Below are 23153 nucleotides of genomic sequence, written 5' to 3'. Positions count from 1 at the left end.
ACCAGAGACCACCATGGGACGCACCCTTTACGACAAGATCTGGGACGAGCACGTCGTCCACACCGAAGAAGACGGCACCGCCGTGCTCTACATCGACCGCCACCTGGTGCACGAAGTGACCAGCCCGCAAGCCTTTGAAGGCCTGCGCGAGGCCGGCCGCAAGGTCTGGCGCGTGAGCTCCATCGTGGCCACGGCCGACCACAACACCCCCACCACCGGCTGGGAACTGGGCTACGACGGCATCACCGACCCGATCAGCAAAGAGCAGATCACGACGCTGGACAGCAACATCAAGGAATTTGGCGCTGCGGCCTTCTTCCCCTTCATGTCCAAGCGCCAGGGCATCGTGCACGTGATCGGCCCCGAAAACGGCGCCACCCTGCCGGGCATGACCGTGGTCTGCGGTGATTCGCACACCTCCACCCATGGCGCCTTCGGTGCGCTCGCCCACGGCATCGGCACCAGCGAAGTCGAACACGTGATGGCCACCCAGACCCTGCTGGCCAAGAAGGCCAAGAACCTGCTGATCAAGGTGGAAGGCAACGTGGCCAAGGGCGTCACCGCCAAGGACATCGTGCTGGCCATCATCGGCAAGATCGGCACGGCAGGCGGCACCGGCTACACCATCGAGTTTGCCGGTTCGGCCATCCGCGCCCTGTCCATGGAAGGCCGCATGACCGTGTGCAACATGGCCATCGAAGCCGGCGCACGCGCGGGCCTGGTGGCGGTGGACGACAAGACCATCGAATACGTCAAGGGACGCCCGCTGGCGCCCTCGGGCGTCGAGCTGGAACACGCCATCACCTACTGGAAGACCCTGCACTCCGACGCTGACGCCCAATTCGACGCCGTGGTCGAACTGGACGCCGCCCAGATCGTGCCGCAGGTCACCTGGGGCACCTCGCCCGAAATGGTGCTCGGCGTGGACGCCCGCATCCCCGACCCCGACAAGGAAAAAGACGCCAACAAGCGCGGCGCCATCGAGCGCGCCCTGACCTACATGGCGCTGGAGCCCGGCAAGCCGATCAACGACATCTTTGTCGACAAGGTGTTCATCGGCTCGTGCACCAACAGCCGCATCGAAGACATGCGCGAAGCCGCTGCCGTGGTCAAGAAGCTGGGCCAGAAAGTGGCCAAGAACATCAAGGTGGCCATGGTGGTGCCGGGCTCCGGCCTGGTGAAGGAACAGGCCGAGCGCGAAGGCCTGGATCAGATCTTCAAGGCCGCCGGCTTTGAATGGCGCGAACCCGGTTGCTCCATGTGCCTGGCCATGAACGCCGACCGCCTGGAGCCCGGCGAGCGCTGCGCCTCCACCAGCAACCGCAATTTCGAAGGCCGCCAAGGCGCCGGGGGCCGCACCCACCTGGTGAGCCCGGCCATGGCCGCGGCCGCTGCCGTGCACGGCCACTTCGTCGACATCCGCCAATTCGCCTGACCCAGAAGGAGAACCTTGCCATGAACCGCATCACCACCTTCCTGACCCTGTCCGCCCTGGTCGCCCTGATGGGCTGCAACACCGTCAAGGGCCTGGGCGAAGACGTCCAGAAAGCCGGCTCGGCGATCGAAAACGCGGCCAAGAAATAAGCCACAAGGCCCTGACTCATCATGCAAAAATTCACCGTACACAAGGGCATCGTGGCCCCGATGGACCGCGAGAACGTCGACACCGACGCGATCATTCCCAAGCAGTTCCTGAAGTCGATCCGCAAGACCGGCTTCGGCCCCAATCTGTTTGACGAATGGCGTTACCTGGACCACGGCGAGCCCGGCCAGGACCCGGCCAGCCGCAAGCCCAACCCCGACTTCGTGCTGAACCAGCCGCGCTATGCTGGCGCCTCGGTGCTGTTGGCTCGCAAGAACTTCGGCTGCGGCTCCTCGCGCGAGCACGCGCCCTGGGCACTGGACCAGTTCGGCTTTCGCGCCATCATCGCGCCCAGCTTTGCCGACATCTTCTTCAACAACTGCTTCAAGAACGGCCTGCTGCCCATCGTGCTGCCCGAAAGCACCGTGGCGCAACTGTTCGATGAAGTACTGGCCTTCCCGGGCTACCAGCTCACCATCGACCTGGAACGCCAGGTCATCGTGCGTCCGCAAGGCGAAGAGATCCCGTTCGAGGTCAATGCCTTCCGCAAGTACTGCCTGCTCAACGGCCTGGACGACATCGGCCTGACCCTGCGTCACGCCGACAAGATCAAGCTCTTCGAGGCCGAGCGCCTGGCCCAGAAGCCCTGGCTGGCCCAGACCATGGTCGGCTGATCGCCCGCTTCACTTAACGAATTCAACCCAGGCCGACCCAGGTCGGCCTCACCCTGATCCATCCCATGAAAATCGCAATCCTGCCGGGTGACGGCATTGGCACCGAAATCGTCGCCGAGGCCGTCAAGGTCCTGAACGTTCTCGACCTGAAATTCGAAACCGAAACTGCCCTGGTGGGCGGCGCCGCCTACGAGGCCCACGGCCACCCGCTGCCCGAATCGACCCTGAAGCTGGCCAAAGAGGCCGATGCCATCCTGTTCGGCGCCGTGGGCGACTGGAAATACGACAAGCTCGACCGCCCGCTGCGCCCGGAGCAGGCCATTCTGGGCCTGCGCAAGAACCTGGGCCTGTTTGCCAACTTCCGCCCTGCCATCTGCTACGAGCAGCTCGTGGGCGCCTCCAGCCTCAAGCCCGAGCTGATCGCCGGCCTGGACATCCTGATCATCCGTGAGCTGACGGGCGACATCTACTTCGGTCAACCCCGGGGCCGCCGCACGGCGGTGGACGGCCACTTCCCCGGCGCCGAAGAAGCCTTCGACACCATGCGCTACTCGCGCCCTGAAGTGGAACGCATCGCCCACGTGGCCTTCCAGGCGGCACGCAAGCGCAGCAAGCGAGTGACCAGCGTGGACAAGGCCAATGTGCTCGAGACCTTCCAGTTCTGGAAGGACATCATGATCGAGGTGGGCCAGCAATACCCCGACGTGGAGCTCGACCACATGTACGTCGACAACGCGGCCATGCAACTGGTCAAGGCCCCAAAGAAATTCGACGTGGTGGTGACCGGCAACATGTTCGGCGACATCCTGTCCGACGAAGCGGCCATGCTGACCGGCTCCATCGGCATGCTGCCCTCGGCCAGCCTGAATTCGAGCAACCAGGGCCTGTACGAACCCAGCCACGGCAGCGCCCCCGACATCGCGGGCAAGGGCATCGCCAATCCTTTGGCTACAATACTGTCCGCTGCCATGATGCTCCGCTTCTCCCTCAACCAAGCCGAAGCCGCCGACCGAATCGAGTCCGCGGTGCAATCGGTGCTGGCTGCTGGCCTCAGAACCGTTGACATCTACTCGGAAGGCACCACCAAGGTCAGCACCCGCGAGATGGGTGATGCCGTGGTGGCCGCCATTACCAAGACGACCATTAAAGGCTAAGCAGTAGCCCGGTTCGTCACGCCCTCCCCGGCCCGACGAGCCGGGGTGAAGAAGATTTCATTTTTCTGAAAGGGCAATGTGATGAAGGTAGGTAATCTTGTAGGTTTGGTGGGTTGGCGCGGCATGGTCGGCTCGGTGCTGATCGACCGCATGACGGCTGAAGGTGACTTCGGCCTGATCGAACCCGTTTTCTTCTCGACGTCGAATGCCGGTGGCAAGGCCCCCGCGCAAGCCAAGAACGAAACCGTTCTGCAGGACGCCTACGACATCGCAGCCCTCAAGCGCTGCGACATCATCATCACCGCCCAAGGCGGCGACTACACCACCGAAGTGTTCCCCAAGCTGCGTGCAGCCGGCTGGAACGGCCACTGGATCGACGCAGCCTCCACGCTGCGCATGAAGGACGATGCCGTCATCATCCTGGACCCGGTGAACCTGCCCGTGATCCAGAGCGCGCTCGCCAAGGGCGGCAACAACTGGGTGGGCGGCAACTGCACCGTCAGCTGCATGCTGATGGGTGTGGGCGCGCTGTACAAGGCAGGCCTGGTCGAATGGATGTCCACCCAGACCTACCAAGCCGCATCGGGCGGCGGCGCTCAGCACATGCGTGAGCTGCTGACCCAGTTCGGCACCCTGAACGCCGAAGTGCGCAACCTGCTGGACGACCCCAAGAGCGCCATCCTGGAAATCGACCGCAAGGTCATCGCCAAGCAGCGCAGCCTCAGCGAAGCTGAAACCGCCAACTTCGGCGTACCCCTGGGCGGCAGCCTGATCCCCTGGATCGACAAGGACCTGGGCAACGGCGTCAGCCGCGAAGAATGGAAGGGCATGGCCGAGACCAACAAGATCCTGGGCATCGGCGAAGGCTTCAACGCCCCCGCCATCCCGGTCGACGGTTTCTGCGTGCGCGTGGGCGCCATGCGCTGCCACAGCCAGGCCCTGACCTTCAAGCTCAAGAAGGACGTGCCCGTGGCCGACATCGAAGCCATGATCGCCGCCGACAACCCCTGGGCCAAGGTGGTCCCCAACACCCGTGAAGCCACCATCAAGGACCTGACCCCGGTGGCCGTGACCGGTACCCTGACGATTCCCGTGGGCCGCGTGCGCAAGCTCGCCATGGGGCCGGAATACGTGGGCGCCTTCACCATCGGCGACCAGCTGCTGTGGGGTGCTGCAGAGCCGCTGCGCCGCATGCTGCGCATCCTGCTGGACGCGTGATTCATTTACAAAGGTAACTAAACGCAACCGTCCGGACGTTGTCAATTGGCAACGTCCGGACGGCTCGTTCTGCAGACCTCAAAGCGTGCCGCAAGCTTCCACGGCACGTCAGCTTGTCAGCATAAGGCCTTGATGCTATGGTGCTTTTTCACTATTTGAGTTCGGGACAAGTTACAAATGTTGAAAAAAGATTTGCCATGCAACCTGCTCCCGAGCACCAAGGCATGAAGAACCCCGCAAGCAAGAATCGTTGGCAATGCACGGCCCTGGCCGCGCTGCTGGTCTGCTCGGCCGGCCTGTGGAGCGTTGACGCCCAGGCACTGACGCTGGGCAAGCTGACGGTTCAATCCGCCCTGGGCGAGCCCTTGCGTGCCGACATTGAACTGCCCGATATCACCAGCGCCGAATTCGACAGCCTCAAGGCCACCCCGGCCAATTCATCGGCCTTCAGAGCGGCCGGCTTTGAGTACAACCCCGCCATCTCGGGCATGAACATCGATGTGGTGCGCCGCGCCGATGGGCGTGCCTTTTTGCAGATCAAGAGCGACCGCGTCATCAACGACCCCTTTCTGGACCTGATTCTGGAGGCCAACTGGGCATCGGGTCGCATCGTGCGCGACTACACCCTGCTGTTTGATCCCCCCGCGGCGCGCCAGGCTCAAGCCAGCCCGATCAACCCGGCGCAGGCCTCGCCCGTGTCGCCACCGACTCGATCGGCACCGCCTGTGGTGCTGGCACCCCCACCAGCCACTGCGCAACCCGCCCCCAGCCGCCCGGTGGCGCCTGCCGTGGCCACCAAGGCCGCTTCTGCGCCGTCGCCCTCCGCAGACACCCTGACCGTGAAGCAGGGCGACACCGCAGGACGCATCGCCGCCAGCATCAAACAGCCCCAGGTATCGCTCGACCAGATGCTGGTGGCCCTGATGCGGGCCAACCCTGACGCCTTTTTGCGTGGCAACGTGAACCGCATCAAGGCGGGAGCCGTGCTGGCCCTGCCGGACAGCGCCAGTGCCGAAGCGGTGCCAGCAGCCGAAGCACGACAGATCATCCAGGCCCAGAGCCGCGACTTCAACGATTTCCGCCGCAAGCTGGCAGACCAGGCCCCGCACGTCAAAGTGGCCGCCGCCGACCGCAGCGCCAGTGGCCAGGTCCAGACCCAGGTCGAAGAAAAGAAGCCGGCAGCCCCAGCGCCCGACAAGCTCACCCTGTCCAAGGGTGCGTTGGACGCCAAGAAGGGCGACGTGGCAGCCGAGCAAAAGATTGCCGAAGAAAAGCAAGCCAAGGCCCAGGCCGAACGGACGGCAGAGCTGAACAAGAACCTGGCAGACCTCAACAAACTCAGCACCGCTGCACCTGCACCTGCACCTGCACCTGCACCTGCACCTGCACCTGCACCTGCACCTGCACCTGCACCCGCACCCGCACCCGCTGCTGACGCCAAGCCCGCTACAGAGGCACCCGCCGTCGCCGCACCCGCCGCAGCGCCCGTGCCGCCACCGCCGCCCGCCCCCGAGGCCCCCAAGCCGCCTCCAGCGCCGCCCAAACCGGCAGCCCCTCCAGTGGTGCCGGCGCCTGAAGAAGAAGCCGGTCTGCTCAGCTTCCTGGGCGACGATCCACTGATTCCTGCCGCCGGCGGTGGCATCCTGGCCTTGCTGGCCGGCCTGGTGGCCTACCGGTTCGTCAAGCGTCGGCGTGCCAACCACGTGGACAGCTCCTTCCTGGAAAGCAAGCTGCAGCCCGACTCCTTCTTCGGAGCCAGCGGCGGTCAGCGTGTCGACACCAACGATTCGACCAATGGCTCCTCGTCCATGGCTTACTCGCCCAGCCAGTTGGATGCCGGCGACGTCGATCCCGTGGCCGAAGCCGATGTCTACCTGGCCTATGGACGGGACCTGCAAGCCGAAGAGATCCTCAAGGAAGCCCTCAAGATCAACCCCAGCCGCGTAGCCATCCACGCCAAGCTGGTCGAAATCTATGCCAAGCGGCGTGATGTGGTGGCGGTCAATGCCACTGCGCTGGAGGCCTTCAAGCTCACCCAGGGCAAGGCACCCGAATGGGATCGCATCCGCGAACTGGGCCGTGAGCTGGACCCCACCAACCCGCTGTACGCCGATGGTGCCCTGGCGGAAGCCCCCGCCCCTCGGGAGGGTCCAGCCTCCGTGCCGTTCTCGGCCCCGACCCAGCCGCCCAGCGCAGACCTGGATCTGGACCTCGACCTGGACCTGCCGCTGGACGACCTGCCCTCCCAACCGGCGCCAGCCCCCCTGCCCTCGGACGATCCGTTTGGTGACCTGAACCTGGACCTGGAGCCCCCTGCCGCCGTTCTCGAGCCGCAAGAAGCACCAGCGCCGACGTCAGATGACATCAGCATCGACCTGACGGAGGACCTCGACTTCCCCAGCAGCAATGCCACCGAGCCCGCACGTCTGACCCCGGCCGCACCCGAGGTCGCTGCAGCGCCGAGTGACTCGGGCATGATCGAGTTCGACCTCGATTCGCTGTCGATGGAACTCGAAAAGCCCGCGGAGCCGACCCAGGTCACCCCGCTGCCCGAGCCCCTGCCGGAGATCTCCGAACCTGCACCCCAGGTGGAACCGACGCTGGAGCTGGAAGATGACGATGACGAACTCGACATCCACCCGGAAGACCCGCTGGCCACCAAGCTGGCGCTGGCCGAAGAGTTCAATGCCATCGGTGACGCCGACGGTGCCCGGGCCTTGGTGGAGGAAGTGATCGCCGAAGCCACCGGGGCGCTCAAGACCAAAGCCGAGCGCCTGCTCGAGCAACTGGCTTGAAGGCCCAGCCGACCGACCCCAGGCCCCCTGTGCGCATGGCCCTGGGTGTGAGTTACCAGGGCCGCGCCTATGCGGGCTGGCAAAGCCAGCCCACCGTGCCCACGGTTCAAGATGCGCTCGAGAAAGCCTTGGCGCGCTTCGTGGACAGCCCCATCGTCACGTTGTGCGCCGGCCGCACCGATGCGGGTGTGCACGGTCTGATGCAGGTGGTGCATTTCGACACGCACGCCGATCGCCCAGATTTCTCCTGGGTGCGCGGCGTCAACACCTTTTTGCCGTCCGACATCGCGGTGCAATGGGCCCGCCATGTGCCGCAAAGCTTCCACTCACGGGCCTGCGCACTGCGGCGGCGCTACGTGTACGTGGTGCTGCAGTCACCGGTGCGGCCCAGCCTGGAAGCCGGTGCCGTGGGCTGGGTGTTCCGCAAGCTCGACCATGAAGCCATGGACAAGGCCGCCCAGTTGCTGGTGGGCGAGCATGATTTCAGCTCTTTCAGGGCCTCGGCCTGCCAGGCGCTGACCCCCGTCAAGACGCTCTACCACGTCCACATCCACCGTCGCCCCGGGCGCCCCGTCGAAGACGGCCGCGCCGACACGCGCCACAGCTTCGAGCCCTGCTACTGGCGCTTCGAGTTCGAGGGCAATGCCTTTTTGCACCACATGATCCGCAACATCATGGGTTGCCTGCTGATGATCGGCCAGGGCCTCAAGCCGCCCGAGTGGATGGCCCAGGTGCTGGCAGCGCGCTCACGCGATGCAGCAGCACCCACCTTCTCGCCCGACGGCCTGTACTTCGCAGGGCCGGTCTATGGCCCTCAATGGGGCTTGCCCGAGCGCACCCCCGCCTATGATTGGCTGCCATGAACCCGACCCTTCCCCCACTGCACCGCACCCGCATCAAGATCTGCGGCATCACCCGTGAAGAAGACCTGGAGGCCGTCGTGGCCGCCGGGGCCGACGCGGTGGGCTTTGTGCTCTACCCGCCCAGCCCGCGCTTTGTGAGCCCGGCCCGCGCGGCCGAACTGGCGCGGCGGCTGCCGCCTTTCGTGACCCCGGTGCTGCTGTTCGTCAATGCGCCCGCCGCAGAAGTGCAGGCGGCCAGCGCCCAGATCCCTGGCGCACTGCTGCAGTTTCATGGTGATGAAAGCCAGGCAGACTGCCTGGCCGCAGCCGGCCCCGCCGGGCGCAACTGGGTCAAAGCAGCACGAATTCCGCTCGGACCGGAGGCCCAGGCCTTCGACCTCGTAAAATACGCGGCAGATTACTCAGAAGCCAGTGCCATCCTGCTCGACGCCCATGTCGACGGCTATGGAGGCAGCGGCAAAACATTCAATTGGTCACTTCTTCCACCAAACGTCAGCTCTCACCTCGTTTTGTCTGGTGGACTCACGCCTGCAAACGTGACCGATGGCATCTTGCAAGTGCGCCCGCGTTGCCCCACGCTGGCCGTTGATGTGAGCTCGGGTGTCGAGGTGTCCAAGGGCATCAAGTCACCCGAAAAGATCTTCCAGTTCGTCGCTGCCGTGCGTGCGGCCGACGAACAACTTGCAAAGAGTTTTCAACATGTTCGAGTACCAACAACCTGATGCCTCTGGGCATTTCGGCCCCTATGGCGGCAGTTTTGCCAGCGAAACCCTCACCCATGCGCTGACCGAGCTGCGCGAGGCCTACGCCAAGTACCAGCACGACCCAGCCTTCCAGGCCGAGTTCCGCTACGAGCTGGCCCACTTCGTCGGCCGCCCTTCACCGGTGTACCACGCGGCCCGCATGAGCCGCGAAATGGGCGGCGCACAGATCTTCCTCAAGCGTGAAGACCTCAACCACACGGGCGCCCACAAGGTGAACAACACCATCGGGCAGGCCATGCTGGCCAAGCGCATGGGCAAGCCCCGCGTGATTGCCGAAACCGGTGCCGGCCAGCACGGCGTGGCCACCGCCACCATTTGCGCCCGTTACGGGCTGGAATGCGTGGTGTACATGGGCAGCGAAGACGTCAAGCGCCAAAGCCCCAATGTGTACCGCATGCACCTGCTGGGCGCCAAGGTGGTGCCGGTCGAGTCCGGCAGCAAGACCTTGAAGGATGCGCTCAACGAAGCCATGCGTGACTGGGTCACCAACGTCGAGAACACCTTCTACATCATCGGCACGGTGGCCGGCCCGGCGCCCTACCCGGCCATGGTGCGCGACTTCCAGAGCGTGATCGGTGAAGAGTGCCTGACCCAGATGCCGGCCCTGTTCAAGCACCTGCACATGGCGGCTGAACAACCTGATGTGGTGGTGGCCTGCGTGGGCGGTGGCAGCAATGCCATGGGCATCTTCTACCCCTACATCCCGCACGAGAAAACCCGCCTGATCGGGGTCGAAGCCGCCGGCGAAGGGCTGGACAGCGGCAAGCACTCGGCCTCGCTGCAAAAGGGCAGCCCGGGCGTGCTGCACGGCAACCGCACCTACATCCTGCAGGACGACAACGGCCAGATCACCGAAACCCACAGCGTGAGTGCCGGCCTGGACTACCCCGGCGTGGGCCCGGAGCACGCCTACCTGAAGGACATCGGCCGGGCCGAGTACGTGGGCATCACCGACCGCGAAGCGCTCGACGCCTTCCATTACCTGTGCCGCACCGAGGGCATCATCCCCGCACTGGAGTCCAGTCACGCCGTGGCCTACGCCATGAAGCTGGCCAAGACCATGCGCCCCGACCAATCCATCCTGGTCAACCTGTCGGGCCGTGGCGACAAGGACATCGGCACCGTGGCCGACCTGAGCCAGGCCGAATTCTTCTGCCGCCCCAGCTGCCGCGGCCAATCCGTCAAAGGCGCCGAACAAGTCATGCAGGTGGTGAAATGAGCCGAATCGAAGCAACCCTCCAGGCCCTGAAGGCCCAAGGTCGAAAGGCCCTCATCCCTTACGTGACGGCCGGCTTTCCGCAAGCCGACATCACCCCCGACCTGATGCATGCCATGGCGGCGGCCGGGGCCGACATCATCGAGCTGGGGGTTCCATTCTCCGACCCGATGGCCGATGGCCCGGTGATCCAGCGCGCCGGTGAGAAGGCCCTGACCTTCGGCATCGGCACGGCCCAGGTTCTGGCCATGGTCAAAACCTTCCGCGAGCGCGACAACCTCACCCCGGTGGTGCTGATGGGCTATGCCAACCCGGTGGAGCGCTACGACCAGAAGCACGGTGACAACGCCTTCATCCGCGACGCCGCTGCTTCTGGCGTGGATGGCGTGCTGATCGTCGACTACCCACCCGAGGAATGCCGCGACTTCGCCAGCCGCCTCAAGCAGGCGGGCCTGGACCTGATCTTCCTGCTGGCCCCCACCAGCACCGATGAACGCATCCAGCAAGTGGCCGAGGTGGCCACCGGCTATGTGTACTACGTGTCGCTCAAGGGCGTGACGGGGGCGGGCCACCTGGACACCGACGCGGTGGAGGCGGCGCTGCCCAAGATCCGCAAGCATGTCAAAATCCCGGTTGGCGTGGGCTTTGGCATCCGTGATGCCCAGACCGCTGTCGCGGTGTCCCGCGTTGCCGATGCCGTGGTCATCGGCAGCAAGATCATCCAGCTGATCGAAGACCTGCCACGCGAAGAAGCGATTGCCCAGTGCAGCAGCTTCCTCGTCGGCGTCCGATCGGCACTGAACCAAAGCCAGGCCTGAACAAGCCCCTGGCATCAAGGAGAAACGCATGAGCTGGCTCGAAAAACTGCTACCGGCCAAGATCCAACAGACCAACCCCAGCGAGCGCCGCAGCGTGCCCGAAGGGCTGTGGATCAAGTGCCCCAGCTGTGAATCGGTGCTGTACAAGACCGATCTGGAACACAACCAGAACGTCTGCCCCACCTGCGGTCACCACCACCGCATCGGCGCCCGGGCCCGGCTCAATGCCTTCCTCGATGCCGAGGGTCGTTACGAAATCGGCCAGGAGGTGATCCCGGTCGATGCACTCAAGTTCAAGGACAGCCGCAAGTACCCTGAGCGCCTGAAAGAGGCCCTGGAGAACACCGGCGAAACCGACGCCCTGGTGGTGATCGGCGGCTCGGTGCACAGCATCAACCTGGTCGCCGCCTGCTTTGAATTCGACTTCATGGGCGGCAGCATGGGCTCGGTGGTGGGTGAGCGCTTTGTGCGCGGTGTCGAGACCGCCATCGAGCAAAAGGTGCCCTTCCTGTGCTTCACGGCCACGGGCGGTGCCCGCATGCAGGAAGGCCTGCTGTCCCTGATGCAGATGGCCAAGACCAACGCGGCCCTGACCCGCCTGGCCAAGAAGGGCCTGCCCTACATCAGCGTGCTGACCGACCCGACCATGGGGGGCGTGAGCGCCGGTTTCGCCTTCGTGGGTGACATCGTGATCGCCGAACCCAAGGCCCTGATCGGCTTTGCCGGCCCGCGCGTGATCGAATCCACCGTGCGGGTGACCCTGCCTGAGGGCTTCCAGCGGGCCGAGTTCCTGCAGTCCAAGGGGGCTGTCGACTTCATCTGCGATCGTCGGGAACTGCGCAAGACCGTGGCCAGCGCGCTGGCCATGCTGCAGCGCCAGCCGGCCGACGCCGTGCTCTGAGCCCGGCAACGACCATCCCATCCAGAAGGCCTTCTTGAAGGCCTTCTGCTTTTTCAGGCCTGCATGAGGCCCCCTTGGACCCCAGTGCACCCGAGCTCAACGCCGCCATGGACCAACCCACAGACGCCGACACCCGCCGACCCACCCCGCCCAGCTTCTGGAAGGCCCTGCTGTACTGGCTCAAACTGGGCTGCATCAGCTTTGGCGGGCCGGCCGGTCAGATCGCGATGATGCATGAGGAGCTGGTCGAGCGACGGCGCTGGATTTCGGAGCAGCGCTTTCTGCACGCGCTCAACTACTGCATGCTGCTGCCCGGGCCCGAGGCCCAGCAACTGGCCACCTACATCGGCTGGCTGCTGCACCGGCGCTGGGGTGGCCTGGTGGCAGGCGCGCTGTTCGTGCTGCCTTCGTTGCTCTTGCTGATGGTCCTGTCGTGGCTTTACATGCGCTTTGGCAGCACGCCGGCGGTGGCGGCCGCCCTGTACGGCATCAAGCCGGCCGTGACCGCCATCGTGCTGGCCGCGGCGCACCGCATCGGTGGACGTGCCCTCAAGAACACGCCGCTGCGCCTGATCGCCCTGGCGGCCTTTGTGGCCATCTTCGCCCTGGACCTGCCCTTCCCCCTGATCGTGCTGGGCGCTGCCGTGATCGGTTACCTGGGCGGGCGCTGGGCACCGGCGTCCTTCAGCCTGGGAGGCGGACACGCCAGTGCGCACCAGGCCCAACACGCGCCTGCCCTGATCGACGATGACACCCCCACCCCCACCCACGCACGCTTCAGCTGGGGCGGCTTCGCACGCGTGCTGCTGGCGGGCCTGGCCTTGTGGGCCCTGGCACTGGGGGGCCTGGTGGCCCTGCAGGGCTGGGATGGCCCGCTCACGCAGATGGCCTGGTTCTTCACCAAGGCAGCCCTGCTGACCTTTGGCGGGGCCTATGCCGTGCTGCCCTATGTGTACCAGGGGGCCGTCGAACACTTCCACTGGCTGAGTGCCACGCAGATGATGGACGGCCTGGCCCTGGGTGAGAGCACACCCGGCCCGCTGATCATGGTGGTGTCTTTTGTGGGTTTCGTGGGCGGCTGGGGCCAGTCCCTGTACGGCCCCGATGCGCTGCTGGCGGCAGGTGTGGCAGGGGCCGTTGTGGTGACTTTTTTCACCTTTCTGCCGTCCTTCGTGTTCATTTTCCTGGGTGGGCCGTTCATCGAATCCACCCATGGCAAGCTGCAATTCACGGCGCCGCTGACGGGCATCACCGCGGCGGTGGTGGGCGTGATCCTCAACCTGGCGCTGTTCTTTGCCTGGCACGTGCTGTGGCCCGCCGGCTGGCAGGGGCCTTTCGAGTGGCCTGCCGCCGTGATCGGGCTGGCCGCACTGGTCGCCCTGATCCGCTTCAAGACCGGCGTGATGACGGTGGTGGGGGCAGCCTTGCTGGCTGGCCTGGCCCTGCAGTGGCTGCGCTGAATCAAAAGCCCGTCAGAAGCCCATCAGCACCGAGGCCTGCACATAACCCAGCACCAGATTGCCGATGTGCAGGGCCACCAGCAAGGCCAGAGGTGCCAGATCCACCCCGCCCACCAGGGGAATGACGCGTCGGAACGGCGTCAGCAAGGGGTCGCACAGGCGCTGCAGCACATGGAACATCGGATTGGGCGACTGCACCCAGGACAGGATGGCAAACACGATCACCAGCCCTGTCATGCCCGTGAGGGCCAGCTTGAGCAGCCCGAAGACGGCCAGCACCGGCAGGCTGACCAGGCTGGCCTGCCCGCCCAGCAAGGCCCACAGCAGCAGAAATTGCAGCAGCTCGATCAACCAGGCGCCCAGCAGACTGGACACATCCCAGCGCCCGATGGAAGGCACCACCCGGCGCAAGGGCAGCACCAGCCAGTCGGACAGGGCGAACACCATCCGACCCACGGGATTGCCGAAGGGCACACGCTGCAGCTGCATGTACCAACGCAACAGACAAGCGCCGCCGAACAGACCGGCCACCACATCCAGCAAAAGTGAAGCGATTTGATAAAGCATGATCGGAGCAGAACCCTTGGTGACGTGCAATGCCGCACGCAGCGAATTATCAACGCTGCACGGCTGCGCCCTGACAGCAGCCCTGCGCGCCCTGGAATCTGCCGCAAGCAGCAGGCCCGGGCCCCTCGAATCCGCATCCAGCTGTACCAAGGCGCCAGCAAAAAACTAAAATACGCGGTTTGGCCCTTTGCGGCCCCCATTTGACCCGTTCAACGAACGCATTCCATGTCTGAAAACCAACACACCGCGCACGCCAACCCCGCCCAGGATGACAACCAGCTGATCGCAGAACGCCGCGAAAAGCTCAAAGCCCTGCGCGAAGCCCAGGCACGCGGTGAAGGTGTGGCCTTCCCGAACGACTTCAAGCCCGAGCACCACGCCGACGCCCTGCATGCGGCCTATGGCCACTCCGAGGCCGAAGACCTGACGGCCCGTCCAGTGACGGTCAGCGTGGCCGGCCGCATGATGCTCAAGCGCGTCATGGGCAAGGCCAGCTTTGCCACCGTGCAGGACGCCACCGGCCGCATCCAGCTGTACGTGACCCGCGATGCCCTGGGCGAGGCCCATTACGCCGCCTTCAAGCACTGGGACCTGGGCGACATCGTGGGCGCCGTGGGCACCCTGTTCAAGACCAAGACCGGCGAGCTGTCGATCCACGTGACCCAGTTGCGCCTGCTGACCAAGAGCCTGCGCCCGCTGCCAGACAAGTTCCATGGCATGAGCGACCAGGAGCAGAAGTACCGTCAGCGTTACGTCGACCTGATCACCGATGAACATGTCCGCAAGCGTTTTGCGGCGCGCAGCAAGGCCGTGAGCGGCATCCGCGAATTCATGGTGCAGCACGGCTTCCTGGAAGTCGAAACCCCCATGCTGCACCCGATCCCGGGTGGTGCCAATGCCAAGCCCTTTGTGACGCACCACAACGCGCTGGACCAGGAGATGTACCTGCGCATCGCGCCCGAGCTCTACCTCAAGCGCCTGATCGTTGGCGGCTTTGAGCGGGTGTTTGAAATCAACCGCAACTTCCGCAACGAAGGCATCTCGGTGCGCCACAACCCCGAGTTCACGATGATGGAGTTCTATGCGGCCTACTGGAACTACCAGGACCTGATGAGCTTCACCGAAGCCCTGATCCGCGATGCGGCCCAGAAGTCCGTCGGCACCTTGCAACTCACCTACCAGGGCAAGGCCGTGGATCTGGCCCAGCCCTTCGAGCGCCTGACCATCCGTGAAGCCATCCTCAAGCACACCCCTGATGCGCAGGTGGACGACGCGGCCTGGTTGATCCAGAGCCTGAAGAAGATCGGTCTGTCGGAAGAGAAGAACAAGCTCAGCGGCCGCAGCCTGGCCAGCCTGCAGGTGCTGCTGTTCGAGGAAACCGTCGAAGAGAAGCTGTGGCAGCCCACCTTCATCATGGAGCACCCGACCGAGATCTCGCCGCTGGCCCGCGCCAACGATCAGCGCCCGGAAGTCACCGAGCGCTTCGAGCTCTACATCACCGGCCGTGAGTTCGGCAACGGCTTCTCCGAGCTCAACGATGCCGAAGACCAGGCCGCCCGCTTCCACGCTCAGGTGGCCGCCAAGGATGGTGGTGACGACGAAGCCATGTTCTTCGACCACGACTTTGTGCGTGCCCTGGAATACGGCCTGCCGCCCACCGGTGGCTGCGGCATCGGCATCGACCGTTTCATGATGCTGTTGACCGACAGCCCCAGCATCCGGGACGTGATCCTGTTCCCGGCGCTGCGCCGCGAGGCTTGATCTCGGGGGGCGAGACGCCCCCCTGAAGTGTCGGGACAGTAAAAGCAGGGAGAAATACCGGATTCGACAGTTGAAGGCGCCACAAAGCCCTTTAGCATGGGACCCAAGATCGAATGCTTGAAGCGAGACCCAACATGCCTCTTTCTTACGGAAGCCCTTTCACGGTGCTGGTGGTCGACGATCAGGAGGCCATCCGCCTGGCGCTGGCACTGGAACTCAGGCAGGTGGGCGTTCAGACCGTGTGGCAGGCCGGCTCCGCTGAGGAAGCGCTGGAGGTGTTCGCCGCCAAGCGCCCGGACCTGGTGCTGCTCGACATCCGCATGCCTGGGCATGACGGCTATTGGACGGCCCAGAAGATCCGCGACAGCGAACCAGGCAACTGGACGCCCATCATCTTTTTGTCGGGCATGGACCGCGATGAAGACCTTTGGCGCGGCATCGAAGCAGGCGGCGATGACTACCTGATCAAGCCGGTGACCTCGACCGTTCTGGCCGCCAAGCTGCGGGCCATGCAGCGCCTGCTGAGCATGCAGCGCCGGCTGGTGGCCGTAACGGAGGAACTGAACCATGCCAACCAGAAGCTCAACGAATTGGTTGAGCGCGACCCGCTGACCGGTCTGGTGAACCGCCGCGGCCTGGACAGGCTGCTGTACACCGAAATCCGCCAGGCACGGCGTGACAACAAACCCCTGACGCTGATGCTGTGCGACATCGACCACTTCAAGCGTTACAACGACAGTCTGGGGCATGTGGAAGGCGACCTGTGCCTGCAGAAGATCTCGGCCATGCTCAGCACGATCTGCAAGCGCCCTTCGGATGTGGCGGCCCGGTACGGCGGTGAGGAGTTCGCCCTGATCCTGCCCGACACCCCCAAATCGGGGGCCATGACCTTTGCCCGGGCCTGCGCCAAGATGCTGCGCAGCCTGAAGCTGGCCCACCCCGACTCACCCACTGAACCCTGGGTGACGATTTCGGGCGGCATCACCACCTGCCTGCCCGATGACTCCACCAGCCCTGAAGGCATGCTGATGCGGGCGGACGAGGCGCTCTACGCCGCCAAGGCCCAGGGGCGCAATCGCTTCTTCAGCTTTGAGTTCCAGATGGACACGGTGGAGCACCTGCAGGGCTGAGAACGCCCCCGCCGCTGGCCGGCGTGCCCGCTGGCCAGGCGGCCCCTGTTCAAGGCAGCAGGGCCAATGCGTTCAGGTAGGCCGGCTGCAGCATCAGTTCATCCCAGGCCTGCGGCAGGGTCTCGGGCAGCAGCGCCAGTCGGCGCGACTCGCTGTCCTGGCTGGGGCGCCAGAGGCCTGCCGCCTGCGCCTGGGCCAGGCCATCGAGCAGTTCATCCACGGCGCTGCCATCACCCAGGCTCTGGTTGCACAGCAGCACCAGATCGCAGCCTGCAGTCAGGGCCGCCACGCCCGCCTCGGTGTAGCTCACCTCGCGGCCATCCAGCAGCCGGGCGCCAGCCATGCTGAGATCGTCGCTGAAGATCGCACCATCAAAGCCCAGCTGGCGGCGCAGGATCTCCTGCAGCCAGCGGCTGGAGAAGCCCGCCGGGCGGCGGTCCACCTTGGGGTAGATCACGTGTGCGGGCATGACGCTGGTGAGGGTGCTCGACAACCAGGGATAGGGGGCTGCGTCGTCTGCCAGGATGGCCTTGAGGCTGCGCTTGTCCACCGGGATCTCGGTGTGAGAATCGGCCTTGACGAAGCCGTGGCCAGGGAAATGCTTGCCGCAATTGGCCATGCCCGCCTGCAGCAAGCCATGCATGAGGCTCTTGGCCAGCAGGGCCACCACGCGCGGATCCCGGTGGAAGGCCCGGTCGCCGATCACACCGCTTTCACCCCAATCCAGGTCCAGCACGGGGGTGAAGCTGAAATCCACACCGCAGGCACGCAGCTCGCTGCCCAGCACATAGCCCGCCGCCGTGGCGGCGTTGGTGGCTGCCAGGGCACCGCTGCCTGGGCCACCCTTGCCATCCTTCATCCACAGCTCGCCCAGGGCGCGCATGGGCGGCAGGTGGGTGAAACCATCCGAGCGGAAGCGCTGCACGCGCCCGCCTTCGTGGTCCACACAGATCAGCAAATCGTCGCGCACCGCCTTGATGGCGCTGGTGAGGGCCAGCAACTGGGCCCGGCTTTGCCAGTTGCGCGAGAACAGGATCACCCCCCCCGTCAAGGGGTGGGCCAGGCGACGGCGGTCCGCAGCGCTGAGTTCGGTGCCGGCGACGTCAAGGATCAGAGGGGCATGGTCGGACATGGTGCAGGGTTCTTCCAACGGAAAACAGAAAAAGAAGCGGGGTTCAGGCCGCGGCGGCAGGGCCAGGCGGGGTGTGCTCCACCACCACAAAGCTGGCGGCGTAGTCGGTCTCGTCGGTCACGGTGACGTGGGCGCGCAGACCGCGGGCCTCGAACCAGGTCTTGAGCTCATCGTGCAACACGATCACCGGCTGCCCGCTGGGCAGTTTGGCGATCTCGCAGGAACGCCAGGTCATGGGCATGCGCATGCCCATGCCCACGGCCTTGCTGAAGGCCTCCTTGGCCGAGAAACGGGTGGCCAGGTAGCGCACGCCGCGCTCGGGCCAGCGCTCGGTTCGCTCGCGCCAGGTTTGCAGCTCGGCGGGTGCCAGCACCCGCTCGGCAAAGCGATCGCCGTGGCGGTCCAGGCTGGCCTGGATGCGGCGCACGTCGCAGATGTCGGTCCCGATGCCGTAGATCATCGCAACGCCCCGGGCTCAGGCGGATTGAGCGGCCAAGATGCAGCGCAGGTAGTCGCGCACCGTGGCCTCATAGCCCAGCTCCAGGGCGTCGGCGATCAATGCGTGGCCGATGGAGACTTCCTGCACACCCGGCACCCCCCGCAGGAACGTGCTGAGGTTGTCGCGCGACAGATCATGCCCCGCATTGAGCCCCAGGCCGACCGCCAGCGCTGCCCGCGCCGTGTCGGCAAACTGCGCCAGCACACGGGCCTCATCCGGGGTGCCAAAGGCACGGGCCCAGGTCTCGGTGTAAAGCTCGACCCGGTCGGCCCCGATGGCACGGGCGGCCGCCATGGCCTCCGGAATCGGGTCCATGAACAGGCTGACCCGCACCCCCAGGGCATGGGCCTCATCGATCAAGGGCTTGAGCCGGCCGGCATCCTGCGGGAAGCTCCAGCCATGGTCGCTGGTGAACTGACCTTCGCTGTCGGGCACCAAGGTGGCCTGGTGCGGGCGGAACTCGCGCACGTGGTCCATCAGGTTGTGGAAGGGGTTGCCCTCGATGTTGAACTCGGCCTTCGGCCACTGCTTGAGCAGCGCTGCCAGATCGCCCACATCACCGGCCCGGATATGGCGCTCATCGGGGCGCGGGTGCACAGTGATGCCGGCAGCACCGGCCTGCAGGCAGAGCTCGGCCGCCCGGGTGACACTGGGGATGCCCAGGTGCCGGGTGTTGCGCACCAGGGCCACCTTGTTGAGGTTGACCGACAGGGCGGTGAGCGGGTGCAGGGAAGAGGTCACAGCGTTCATAGGTTTTGCAGGTCGATCATGAGTTGCCGGGTGCGCAGGGTGCGCGATCCGCAATGGTAGTGGAGCAAGGCCCGAAGCTGGTGTTTGAGCTCGGCCGTTCCATCGGCACTGGCGCGCAAGGTGGCGGCCAGCGGGGCGGGCTCATCGAGGGCGCGCTGCAAGGCCAGCCACCAGGCCCCAGGCAGGCCGCCGCGCTCCTGGGCCTGCGCTTCACGCAGGCCGCCTTCGGGCACCAGCACATAGAGCCTCTTGGGGCTCAAAGGTGTCAGGGTCGCTGTTTGCTGATCGAGTGCCGGCAGCAGGCCCAGCTCGCGCAGCAGCACCAGCTCAAAGGCCCGCAGCACGGGCTGCAATGCATCGCCGTGTTCGCTGGCCAGCACCCTCACCACGGCGGCATAGGCGTCGAACAGACCCGGATGCGGATCGTCGCGTGCCAGCAGGCGCATCAGCAGTTCATTGAGGTAATAGCCTGACAACAGGGCATCGCCCGTGGGCATGATGTGGCCGCCCACCCAATCGGCCGCTTTGAGGGTGTGGATCTCGGCCTGCGCATCGGGCGACAGGCTGTAGCCCAGGCGCAGCGGCTGCAAGGGCAGCAGCACCGGGCGGAAGTTGGAGGTGGGCTTCTTGGCGCCCTTGGCCACCAGGGCCTGGCGGCCGTGGTGCCGGGTCATGACCTCGAGGATCAGGCTGGACTCACTCCAGTCGTAGCGGTGCAGAACGAAGGCGGGTTCGTCTGCAATGCGCTTCGGGGGCGCCACGGCGGGAGTCGCTTACTCGTAGCCGAAGCTGCGCACACGGGCTTCATCGTCGGCCCAGCCCGAGCGGACCTTGACCCACAGCTCCAGGAACACCTTGGCGTCCATGAGCTTTTCAAGCTCCTGCCGGGCTTCGGTGCCGATGCGCTTGAGGCGCTCGCCCTTGTCGCCGATCACCATGGCCTTGTGGCCGTCGCGCTCGACCACGATGGTGGCCGAGATGCGCAGCATGCGGTTGTGGGTCTTGCTCTTTTCCTCGTCGAACTTGTCGATGACCACGGTCGAGGTGTAGGGCAGCTCATCGCCGGTGAAGCGGAAAAGTTTTTCACGCACCGTTTCGGAGGCCAGGAACTTCTCGCTGCGGTCGGTCAGTTCATCGGCGCCATAGAACCAGGCCTGCTCAGGCAGGTATTTCTCGCAAATGCCGAACAGGCGCTCGATGTCGCCCTTGTTCTTGGCCGACATGGGCACGAATTCGTTGAAGGGATGGCGTTCCTGCATGCTCTTGAGCCAGGGTGCCAACTCGGCGCGGCGGTTCACGGTGTCAAGCTTGTTGGCCACCAGCAGCGCCGGGATGCCGGGCTTGAGCAGGGACAGCACCTTGGCGTCGGCCAGGGTGAAATTGCCGGCCTCGACCACGAACAGCACCAGGTCCACGTCACCGATGGCGCCCATCACCGTCTTGTTGAGCGACTTGTTGAGTGCCGTGCTGTGGCGGGTCTGGAAGCCGGGGGTGTCGACAAACACGTACTGGGTCTGCCCCAGGGTGCGGATGCCGGTGATGCGGTGGCGTGTGGTTTGGGCCTTGCGCGAGGTGATGCTGATCTTCTGGCCGATCAGGGCGTTGAGCAGCGTGGATTTGCCCACGTTGGGCTTGCCCACGATGGCGATCACGCCACAGCGCTGGCCTTCGACAGGGGCGGCACCCGCCACCACGTCAGCGGCGGTCACGGGGGCAGCGCCTGGCTTGGCGGCAGCCAGCATGGCTTCGAGGTCGGCGTTCGGGCCGGCTACAGGCTTTGTAGCGTCGTTCATTTGTATTTCGCTTTCAGGGTGAGCAGCATCGCTGCTGCGGCGGCCTGCTCGCCGGCACGCCGGGAGCCGCCGATGCCTCGCTCGGTCAGGCCCAGTTCGGGAATTTCACACTCGACATCAAAGGTCTGGCGATGCGCCACCCCCGTGGTGAGCACCACGCGGTAGGACGGCACTTTCATTTTGCGGGCCTGCAACCACTCCTGCAAGCCCGTCTTGGCATCCTTGCCCATGGCTTGCATCTGTGGGTTGATCTCCACGGCCTGGTACAGCCGGTGCACCAGGGCCTCGGCCGGACCATAGCCGGCATCCAGGAACACCGCGCCGATCAGGGCTTCCACGGCATCGGCCAGGATGGAGGGGCGTTTCTGCCCGCCGGAGCGGGCCTCCCCTTCGCCCAGACGAAGTACGCCGGGCAGATCAAGATCCAAGGCCAGTTGGTGCAAGGTGTCTTGCTTGACCAGATTGGCCCGCGTGCGCGACAGATCCCCCTCGGCCAAGGTGCCCAGGCGCCGGTACAGCAGGCTGGACACCGCCAGGTTGAGCACCGAGTCGCCCAGGAATTCAAGACGCTCGTTGTGGTCGGCGGAAAAACTGCGGTGGGTCACCGCCCGCTGAAACAGCTTCGGGTCCGCAAATGTGTGTTGCAGCTTCTGCTGCAGGGTTTGAAGTCGAGGGTCCACCTAGTTGGTCTGCGCGCTGTATTTCATGACCAGATAAGCTGGCCCGATGAGATGAATTTCACGGACATAGGCGAAGGAGACGATGACTTTGTCACCGGCCTTTCGAATGTCGAGGTCTTTGCCCGTGATCGATGTGATGTCGTCGATGGCCGCAGAGCGGTCAAACGCCTGCTGGATCTCGGCCACCGTGTTGCCGGTCTTGGCCCGGTCGATGGCGCGCTTGGCCGCGACATATTCAATGCCCGTGGGAACCACCTGGGCACCCACGACAAAAACCGAGACGATCAGCGCCGCCAGGAGCACCAGTGAGATGAAGGACATGCCGCGCTGAGACGAGCGGCCCACTGGAATGTGTCTGTTCATATTTCGATCCCTCTTGTGCGATTGACCCGAGGCATGCACTTGCGAGCCAGCTTCAATGGAAGGGCCCAATGCGCTTCAGGTTACCGAAGTTCATCCAGACAAACACTGCTTTGCCGACGATGTTGGCATCGGGCACGAAGCCCCAATAGCGTGAGTCCAGCGAATTATCGCGATTGTCGCCCATCATGAAGTAATGGCCGTCAGGCACCTTGCAGGTCACCCCTTCAATGGTGTAGTGGCAGTTGGCCTTGAACGGAAAGTCTTCCACGCCCGGCACAAAAGCAGGACGGTCCGGGTCGTTGAGCAGGCGGTGCGGTTGATCACCCAACTTCTCCTCGAATTGCTTGAAGTAGCGCACGGCGTCTTCATCGAAGAAATCAGGGATGGCCGTGGTCTCCAGCGGCTTGCCGTTGATGGTCAGGCGCTTGTTGATGTAGGCCACCTCATCGCCCGGCACCCCCACCACACGCTTGATGTAGTCCAGGCTGGGCTTGGGTGGGTAACGGAACACCATCACATCGCCGCGCTGGGGCGGTGTGCCATCGGTGATCTTCTTGTTGATCACCGGCAGACGCACGCCATAGGCGAACTTGTTCACCAGGATCAGATCGCCCACCAGCAGGGTCGGGATCATGGAGCCCGACGGAATCTTGAACGGCTCGAACAGGAAGGAACGCAACACGAAGACCGCGGCGATCACGGGGAACAGGCCTGCGGTCCAATCCAACCACCAGGGTTGCATCAGCAGGCGGGCTTTGGTGTCTTCCACATCACCATCGACCTGCTTGATGCCCATGCGGGTGAGTTCTTCGCGGCGTTGGGCCTGTGCGGCGTCGACGGCCGCAGCGGCCTGACGCCGGCGCGGCAGAAAGTAAAAGCGCTCAGCCAGCCAATACGCCCCAGTGACCAAGGTGGCCAGGAACAGCAGCAACGCAAAATTGCCCTCGATGCCCCCGATGTTGAGGTACCAGGCTCCGATGTAGGCCGCAAAACCAGCCAGGATGATGGCCGTGACCGTTGACATGGCGTTCAT

The 23153-nt window shown here is 64.8% G+C and carries 23 protein-coding genes; 14 read left to right on the top strand and 9 right to left on the bottom strand.

Features of this window, described 5'->3' with window-relative positions:
• Positions 1 to 13 precede the first annotated feature (13 nt).
• From leuC to chrA, 12 genes are all read left to right on the top strand, one after another.
• On the top strand, positions 14 to 1435 hold the full coding sequence (leuC, locus tag L880_RS0111235) for a 3-isopropylmalate dehydratase large subunit (protein ID WP_027475760.1): 1422 nt from the start codon (positions 14 to 16) through the stop codon (positions 1433 to 1435).
• 20 nt (positions 1436 to 1455) lie between these two features.
• The gene (locus L880_RS0111230) at positions 1456 to 1584 is read left to right on the top strand and encodes an entericidin A/B family lipoprotein (protein ID WP_019574995.1); all 129 of its coding nucleotides are present in this window, start codon (positions 1456 to 1458) and stop codon (positions 1582 to 1584) included.
• A 21-nt stretch (positions 1585 to 1605) separates the two neighbouring features.
• A complete protein-coding gene (leuD, locus tag L880_RS0111225) occupies positions 1606 to 2256 on the top strand; it encodes a 3-isopropylmalate dehydratase small subunit (protein WP_027475759.1) in 651 nt (216 codons plus the stop codon).
• Positions 2257 to 2321: 65 nt separating this feature from the next.
• The gene (gene leuB, locus L880_RS0111220; RefSeq protein ID WP_027475758.1) at positions 2322 to 3410 is read left to right on the top strand and encodes a 3-isopropylmalate dehydrogenase; all 1089 of its coding nucleotides are present in this window, start codon (positions 2322 to 2324) and stop codon (positions 3408 to 3410) included.
• Positions 3411 to 3491: 81 nt separating this feature from the next.
• A complete protein-coding gene (asd, locus tag L880_RS0111215; RefSeq protein ID WP_031255030.1) occupies positions 3492 to 4628 on the top strand; it encodes an aspartate-semialdehyde dehydrogenase in 1137 nt (378 codons plus the stop codon).
• Between the two features lie 197 nt (positions 4629 to 4825).
• Entirely contained in the window at positions 4826 to 7423 is a 2598-nt protein-coding gene (locus L880_RS0111210) for a motility hub landmark protein FimV (protein WP_051443253.1), read from the top strand.
• A 29-nt stretch (positions 7424 to 7452) separates the two neighbouring features.
• Positions 7453 to 8286, top strand: a complete 834-nt coding sequence (truA, locus tag L880_RS0111205) for a tRNA pseudouridine(38-40) synthase TruA (protein ID WP_027475756.1) — start codon at positions 7453 to 7455, stop codon at positions 8284 to 8286.
• On the top strand, positions 8283 to 9008 hold the full coding sequence (locus L880_RS0111200) for a phosphoribosylanthranilate isomerase (RefSeq protein ID WP_027475755.1): 726 nt from the start codon (positions 8283 to 8285) through the stop codon (positions 9006 to 9008). Before truA ends, L880_RS0111200 begins: the two co-directional genes overlap by 4 nt.
• Positions 8986 to 10269, top strand: a complete 1284-nt coding sequence (gene trpB / locus L880_RS0111195; protein WP_027475754.1) for a tryptophan synthase subunit beta — start codon at positions 8986 to 8988, stop codon at positions 10267 to 10269. Before L880_RS0111200 ends, trpB begins: the two co-directional genes overlap by 23 nt.
• The gene (trpA, locus tag L880_RS0111190) at positions 10266 to 11084 is read left to right on the top strand and encodes a tryptophan synthase subunit alpha (protein ID WP_027475753.1); all 819 of its coding nucleotides are present in this window, start codon (positions 10266 to 10268) and stop codon (positions 11082 to 11084) included. The genes trpB and trpA overlap by 4 nt, the downstream gene beginning before the upstream one ends.
• A gap of 28 nt (positions 11085 to 11112) precedes the next feature.
• Positions 11113 to 11985, top strand: a complete 873-nt coding sequence (gene accD, locus L880_RS0111185) for an acetyl-CoA carboxylase, carboxyltransferase subunit beta (protein ID WP_019575003.1) — start codon at positions 11113 to 11115, stop codon at positions 11983 to 11985.
• Positions 11986 to 12092: 107 nt separating this feature from the next.
• On the top strand, positions 12093 to 13445 hold the full coding sequence (gene chrA / locus L880_RS0111180; RefSeq protein WP_027475752.1) for a chromate efflux transporter: 1353 nt from the start codon (positions 12093 to 12095) through the stop codon (positions 13443 to 13445).
• A 12-nt stretch (positions 13446 to 13457) separates the two neighbouring features.
• Here chrA and L880_RS0111175 read toward each other — a convergent pair whose 3' ends face one another.
• Positions 13458 to 14012 carry a YggT family protein gene (locus tag L880_RS0111175; RefSeq protein WP_027475751.1) on the bottom strand — a complete coding sequence of 185 codons (555 nt, stop codon included), beginning with the start codon at positions 14010 to 14012 and terminating at the stop codon, positions 13458 to 13460.
• A 225-nt stretch (positions 14013 to 14237) separates the two neighbouring features.
• On the opposite strand from L880_RS0111175, the gene lysS reads away from it, so the two are divergent.
• On the top strand, positions 14238 to 15773 hold the full coding sequence (lysS, locus tag L880_RS0111170; RefSeq protein ID WP_027475750.1) for a lysine--tRNA ligase: 1536 nt from the start codon (positions 14238 to 14240) through the stop codon (positions 15771 to 15773).
• 113 nt (positions 15774 to 15886) lie between these two features.
• Positions 15887 to 16903 carry a GGDEF domain-containing response regulator gene (locus L880_RS0111165; RefSeq protein ID WP_051443252.1) on the top strand — a complete coding sequence of 339 codons (1017 nt, stop codon included), beginning with the start codon at positions 15887 to 15889 and terminating at the stop codon, positions 16901 to 16903.
• A 49-nt stretch (positions 16904 to 16952) separates the two neighbouring features.
• On the opposite strand, the gene nagZ is transcribed toward L880_RS0111165, so the two are convergent.
• From nagZ to lepB, 8 genes are all read right to left on the bottom strand, one after another.
• Positions 16953 to 18035 carry a beta-N-acetylhexosaminidase gene (nagZ, locus tag L880_RS0111160; protein WP_027475748.1) on the bottom strand — a complete coding sequence of 361 codons (1083 nt, stop codon included), beginning with the start codon at positions 18033 to 18035 and terminating at the stop codon, positions 16953 to 16955.
• A gap of 43 nt (positions 18036 to 18078) precedes the next feature.
• Positions 18079 to 18495 carry a holo-ACP synthase gene (gene acpS / locus L880_RS0111155; protein WP_027475747.1) on the bottom strand — a complete coding sequence of 139 codons (417 nt, stop codon included), beginning with the start codon at positions 18493 to 18495 and terminating at the stop codon, positions 18079 to 18081.
• Positions 18496 to 18510: 15 nt separating this feature from the next.
• Positions 18511 to 19284 carry a pyridoxine 5'-phosphate synthase gene (locus tag L880_RS0111150; RefSeq protein WP_027475746.1) on the bottom strand — a complete coding sequence of 258 codons (774 nt, stop codon included), beginning with the start codon at positions 19282 to 19284 and terminating at the stop codon, positions 18511 to 18513.
• Positions 19281 to 20045 carry a DNA repair protein RecO gene (recO, locus tag L880_RS0111145; protein WP_027475745.1) on the bottom strand — a complete coding sequence of 255 codons (765 nt, stop codon included), beginning with the start codon at positions 20043 to 20045 and terminating at the stop codon, positions 19281 to 19283. Before recO ends, L880_RS0111150 begins: the two co-directional genes overlap by 4 nt.
• Positions 20046 to 20057: 12 nt before the next feature.
• On the bottom strand, positions 20058 to 21077 hold the full coding sequence (era, locus tag L880_RS0111140; RefSeq protein ID WP_027475744.1) for a GTPase Era: 1020 nt from the start codon (positions 21075 to 21077) through the stop codon (positions 20058 to 20060).
• Positions 21074 to 21757, bottom strand: a complete 684-nt coding sequence (rnc, locus tag L880_RS0111135) for a ribonuclease III (RefSeq protein WP_027475743.1) — start codon at positions 21755 to 21757, stop codon at positions 21074 to 21076. The genes era and rnc overlap by 4 nt, the downstream gene beginning before the upstream one ends.
• Entirely contained in the window at positions 21758 to 22078 is a 321-nt protein-coding gene (locus L880_RS0111130; protein ID WP_245615098.1) for a DUF4845 domain-containing protein, read from the bottom strand.
• A gap of 94 nt (positions 22079 to 22172) precedes the next feature.
• Positions 22173 to 23153 (bottom strand): signal peptidase I, encoded by a 981-nt coding sequence (lepB, locus tag L880_RS0111125; protein ID WP_027475741.1) that lies wholly within the window; start codon positions 23151 to 23153, stop codon positions 22173 to 22175.

The organism is Curvibacter gracilis ATCC BAA-807 (assembly GCF_000518645.1).
In the GTDB taxonomy this organism is placed as follows: Bacteria; Pseudomonadota; Gammaproteobacteria; order Burkholderiales; family Burkholderiaceae_C; genus Curvibacter; species Curvibacter gracilis.
The sequence above is the reverse complement of the archived record's forward strand: the minus strand, read 5'-3'. Positions and strand labels throughout refer to the sequence as shown.

Bases quoted from the DNA above. Each gene is read 5' to 3' on its own strand.
- L880_RS0111230 (WP_019574995.1), top strand. From the start codon at position 1,456: ATGAACCGCATCACCACCTTCCTGACCCTGTCCGCCCTGGTCGCCCTG.
- L880_RS0111175 (WP_027475751.1), bottom strand. From the start codon at position 14,012: ATGCTTTATCAAATCGCTTCACTTTTGCTGGATGTGGTGGCCGGTCTG.
- nagZ (WP_027475748.1), bottom strand. From the start codon at position 18,035: ATGTCCGACCATGCCCCTCTGATCCTTGACGTCGCCGGCACCGAACTC.
- L880_RS0111130 (WP_245615098.1), bottom strand. From the start codon at position 22,078: ATGTCCTTCATCTCACTGGTGCTCCTGGCGGCGCTGATCGTCTCGGTT.
- L880_RS0111150 (WP_027475746.1), bottom strand. From the start codon at position 19,284: ATGAACGCTGTGACCTCTTCCCTGCACCCGCTCACCGCCCTGTCGGTC.
- era (WP_027475744.1), bottom strand. From the start codon at position 21,077: ATGAACGACGCTACAAAGCCTGTAGCCGGCCCGAACGCCGACCTCGAA.
- leuC (WP_027475760.1), top strand. From the start codon at position 14: ATGGGACGCACCCTTTACGACAAGATCTGGGACGAGCACGTCGTCCAC.
- asd (WP_031255030.1), top strand. From the start codon at position 3,492: ATGAAGGTAGGTAATCTTGTAGGTTTGGTGGGTTGGCGCGGCATGGTC.
- leuB (WP_027475758.1), top strand. From the start codon at position 2,322: ATGAAAATCGCAATCCTGCCGGGTGACGGCATTGGCACCGAAATCGTC.
- trpB (WP_027475754.1), top strand. From the start codon at position 8,986: ATGTTCGAGTACCAACAACCTGATGCCTCTGGGCATTTCGGCCCCTAT.
- trpA (WP_027475753.1), top strand. From the start codon at position 10,266: ATGAGCCGAATCGAAGCAACCCTCCAGGCCCTGAAGGCCCAAGGTCGA.
- acpS (WP_027475747.1), bottom strand. From the start codon at position 18,495: ATGATCTACGGCATCGGGACCGACATCTGCGACGTGCGCCGCATCCAG.
- L880_RS0111200 (WP_027475755.1), top strand. From the start codon at position 8,283: ATGAACCCGACCCTTCCCCCACTGCACCGCACCCGCATCAAGATCTGC.
- accD (WP_019575003.1), top strand. From the start codon at position 11,113: ATGAGCTGGCTCGAAAAACTGCTACCGGCCAAGATCCAACAGACCAAC.
- lysS (WP_027475750.1), top strand. From the start codon at position 14,238: ATGTCTGAAAACCAACACACCGCGCACGCCAACCCCGCCCAGGATGAC.
- lepB (WP_027475741.1), bottom strand. From the start codon at position 23,153: ATGAACGCCATGTCAACGGTCACGGCCATCATCCTGGCTGGTTTTGCG.
- L880_RS0111210 (WP_051443253.1), top strand. From the start codon at position 4,826: ATGCAACCTGCTCCCGAGCACCAAGGCATGAAGAACCCCGCAAGCAAG.
- chrA (WP_027475752.1), top strand. From the start codon at position 12,093: ATGGACCAACCCACAGACGCCGACACCCGCCGACCCACCCCGCCCAGC.
- L880_RS0111165 (WP_051443252.1), top strand. From the start codon at position 15,887: ATGCTTGAAGCGAGACCCAACATGCCTCTTTCTTACGGAAGCCCTTTC.
- leuD (WP_027475759.1), top strand. From the start codon at position 1,606: ATGCAAAAATTCACCGTACACAAGGGCATCGTGGCCCCGATGGACCGC.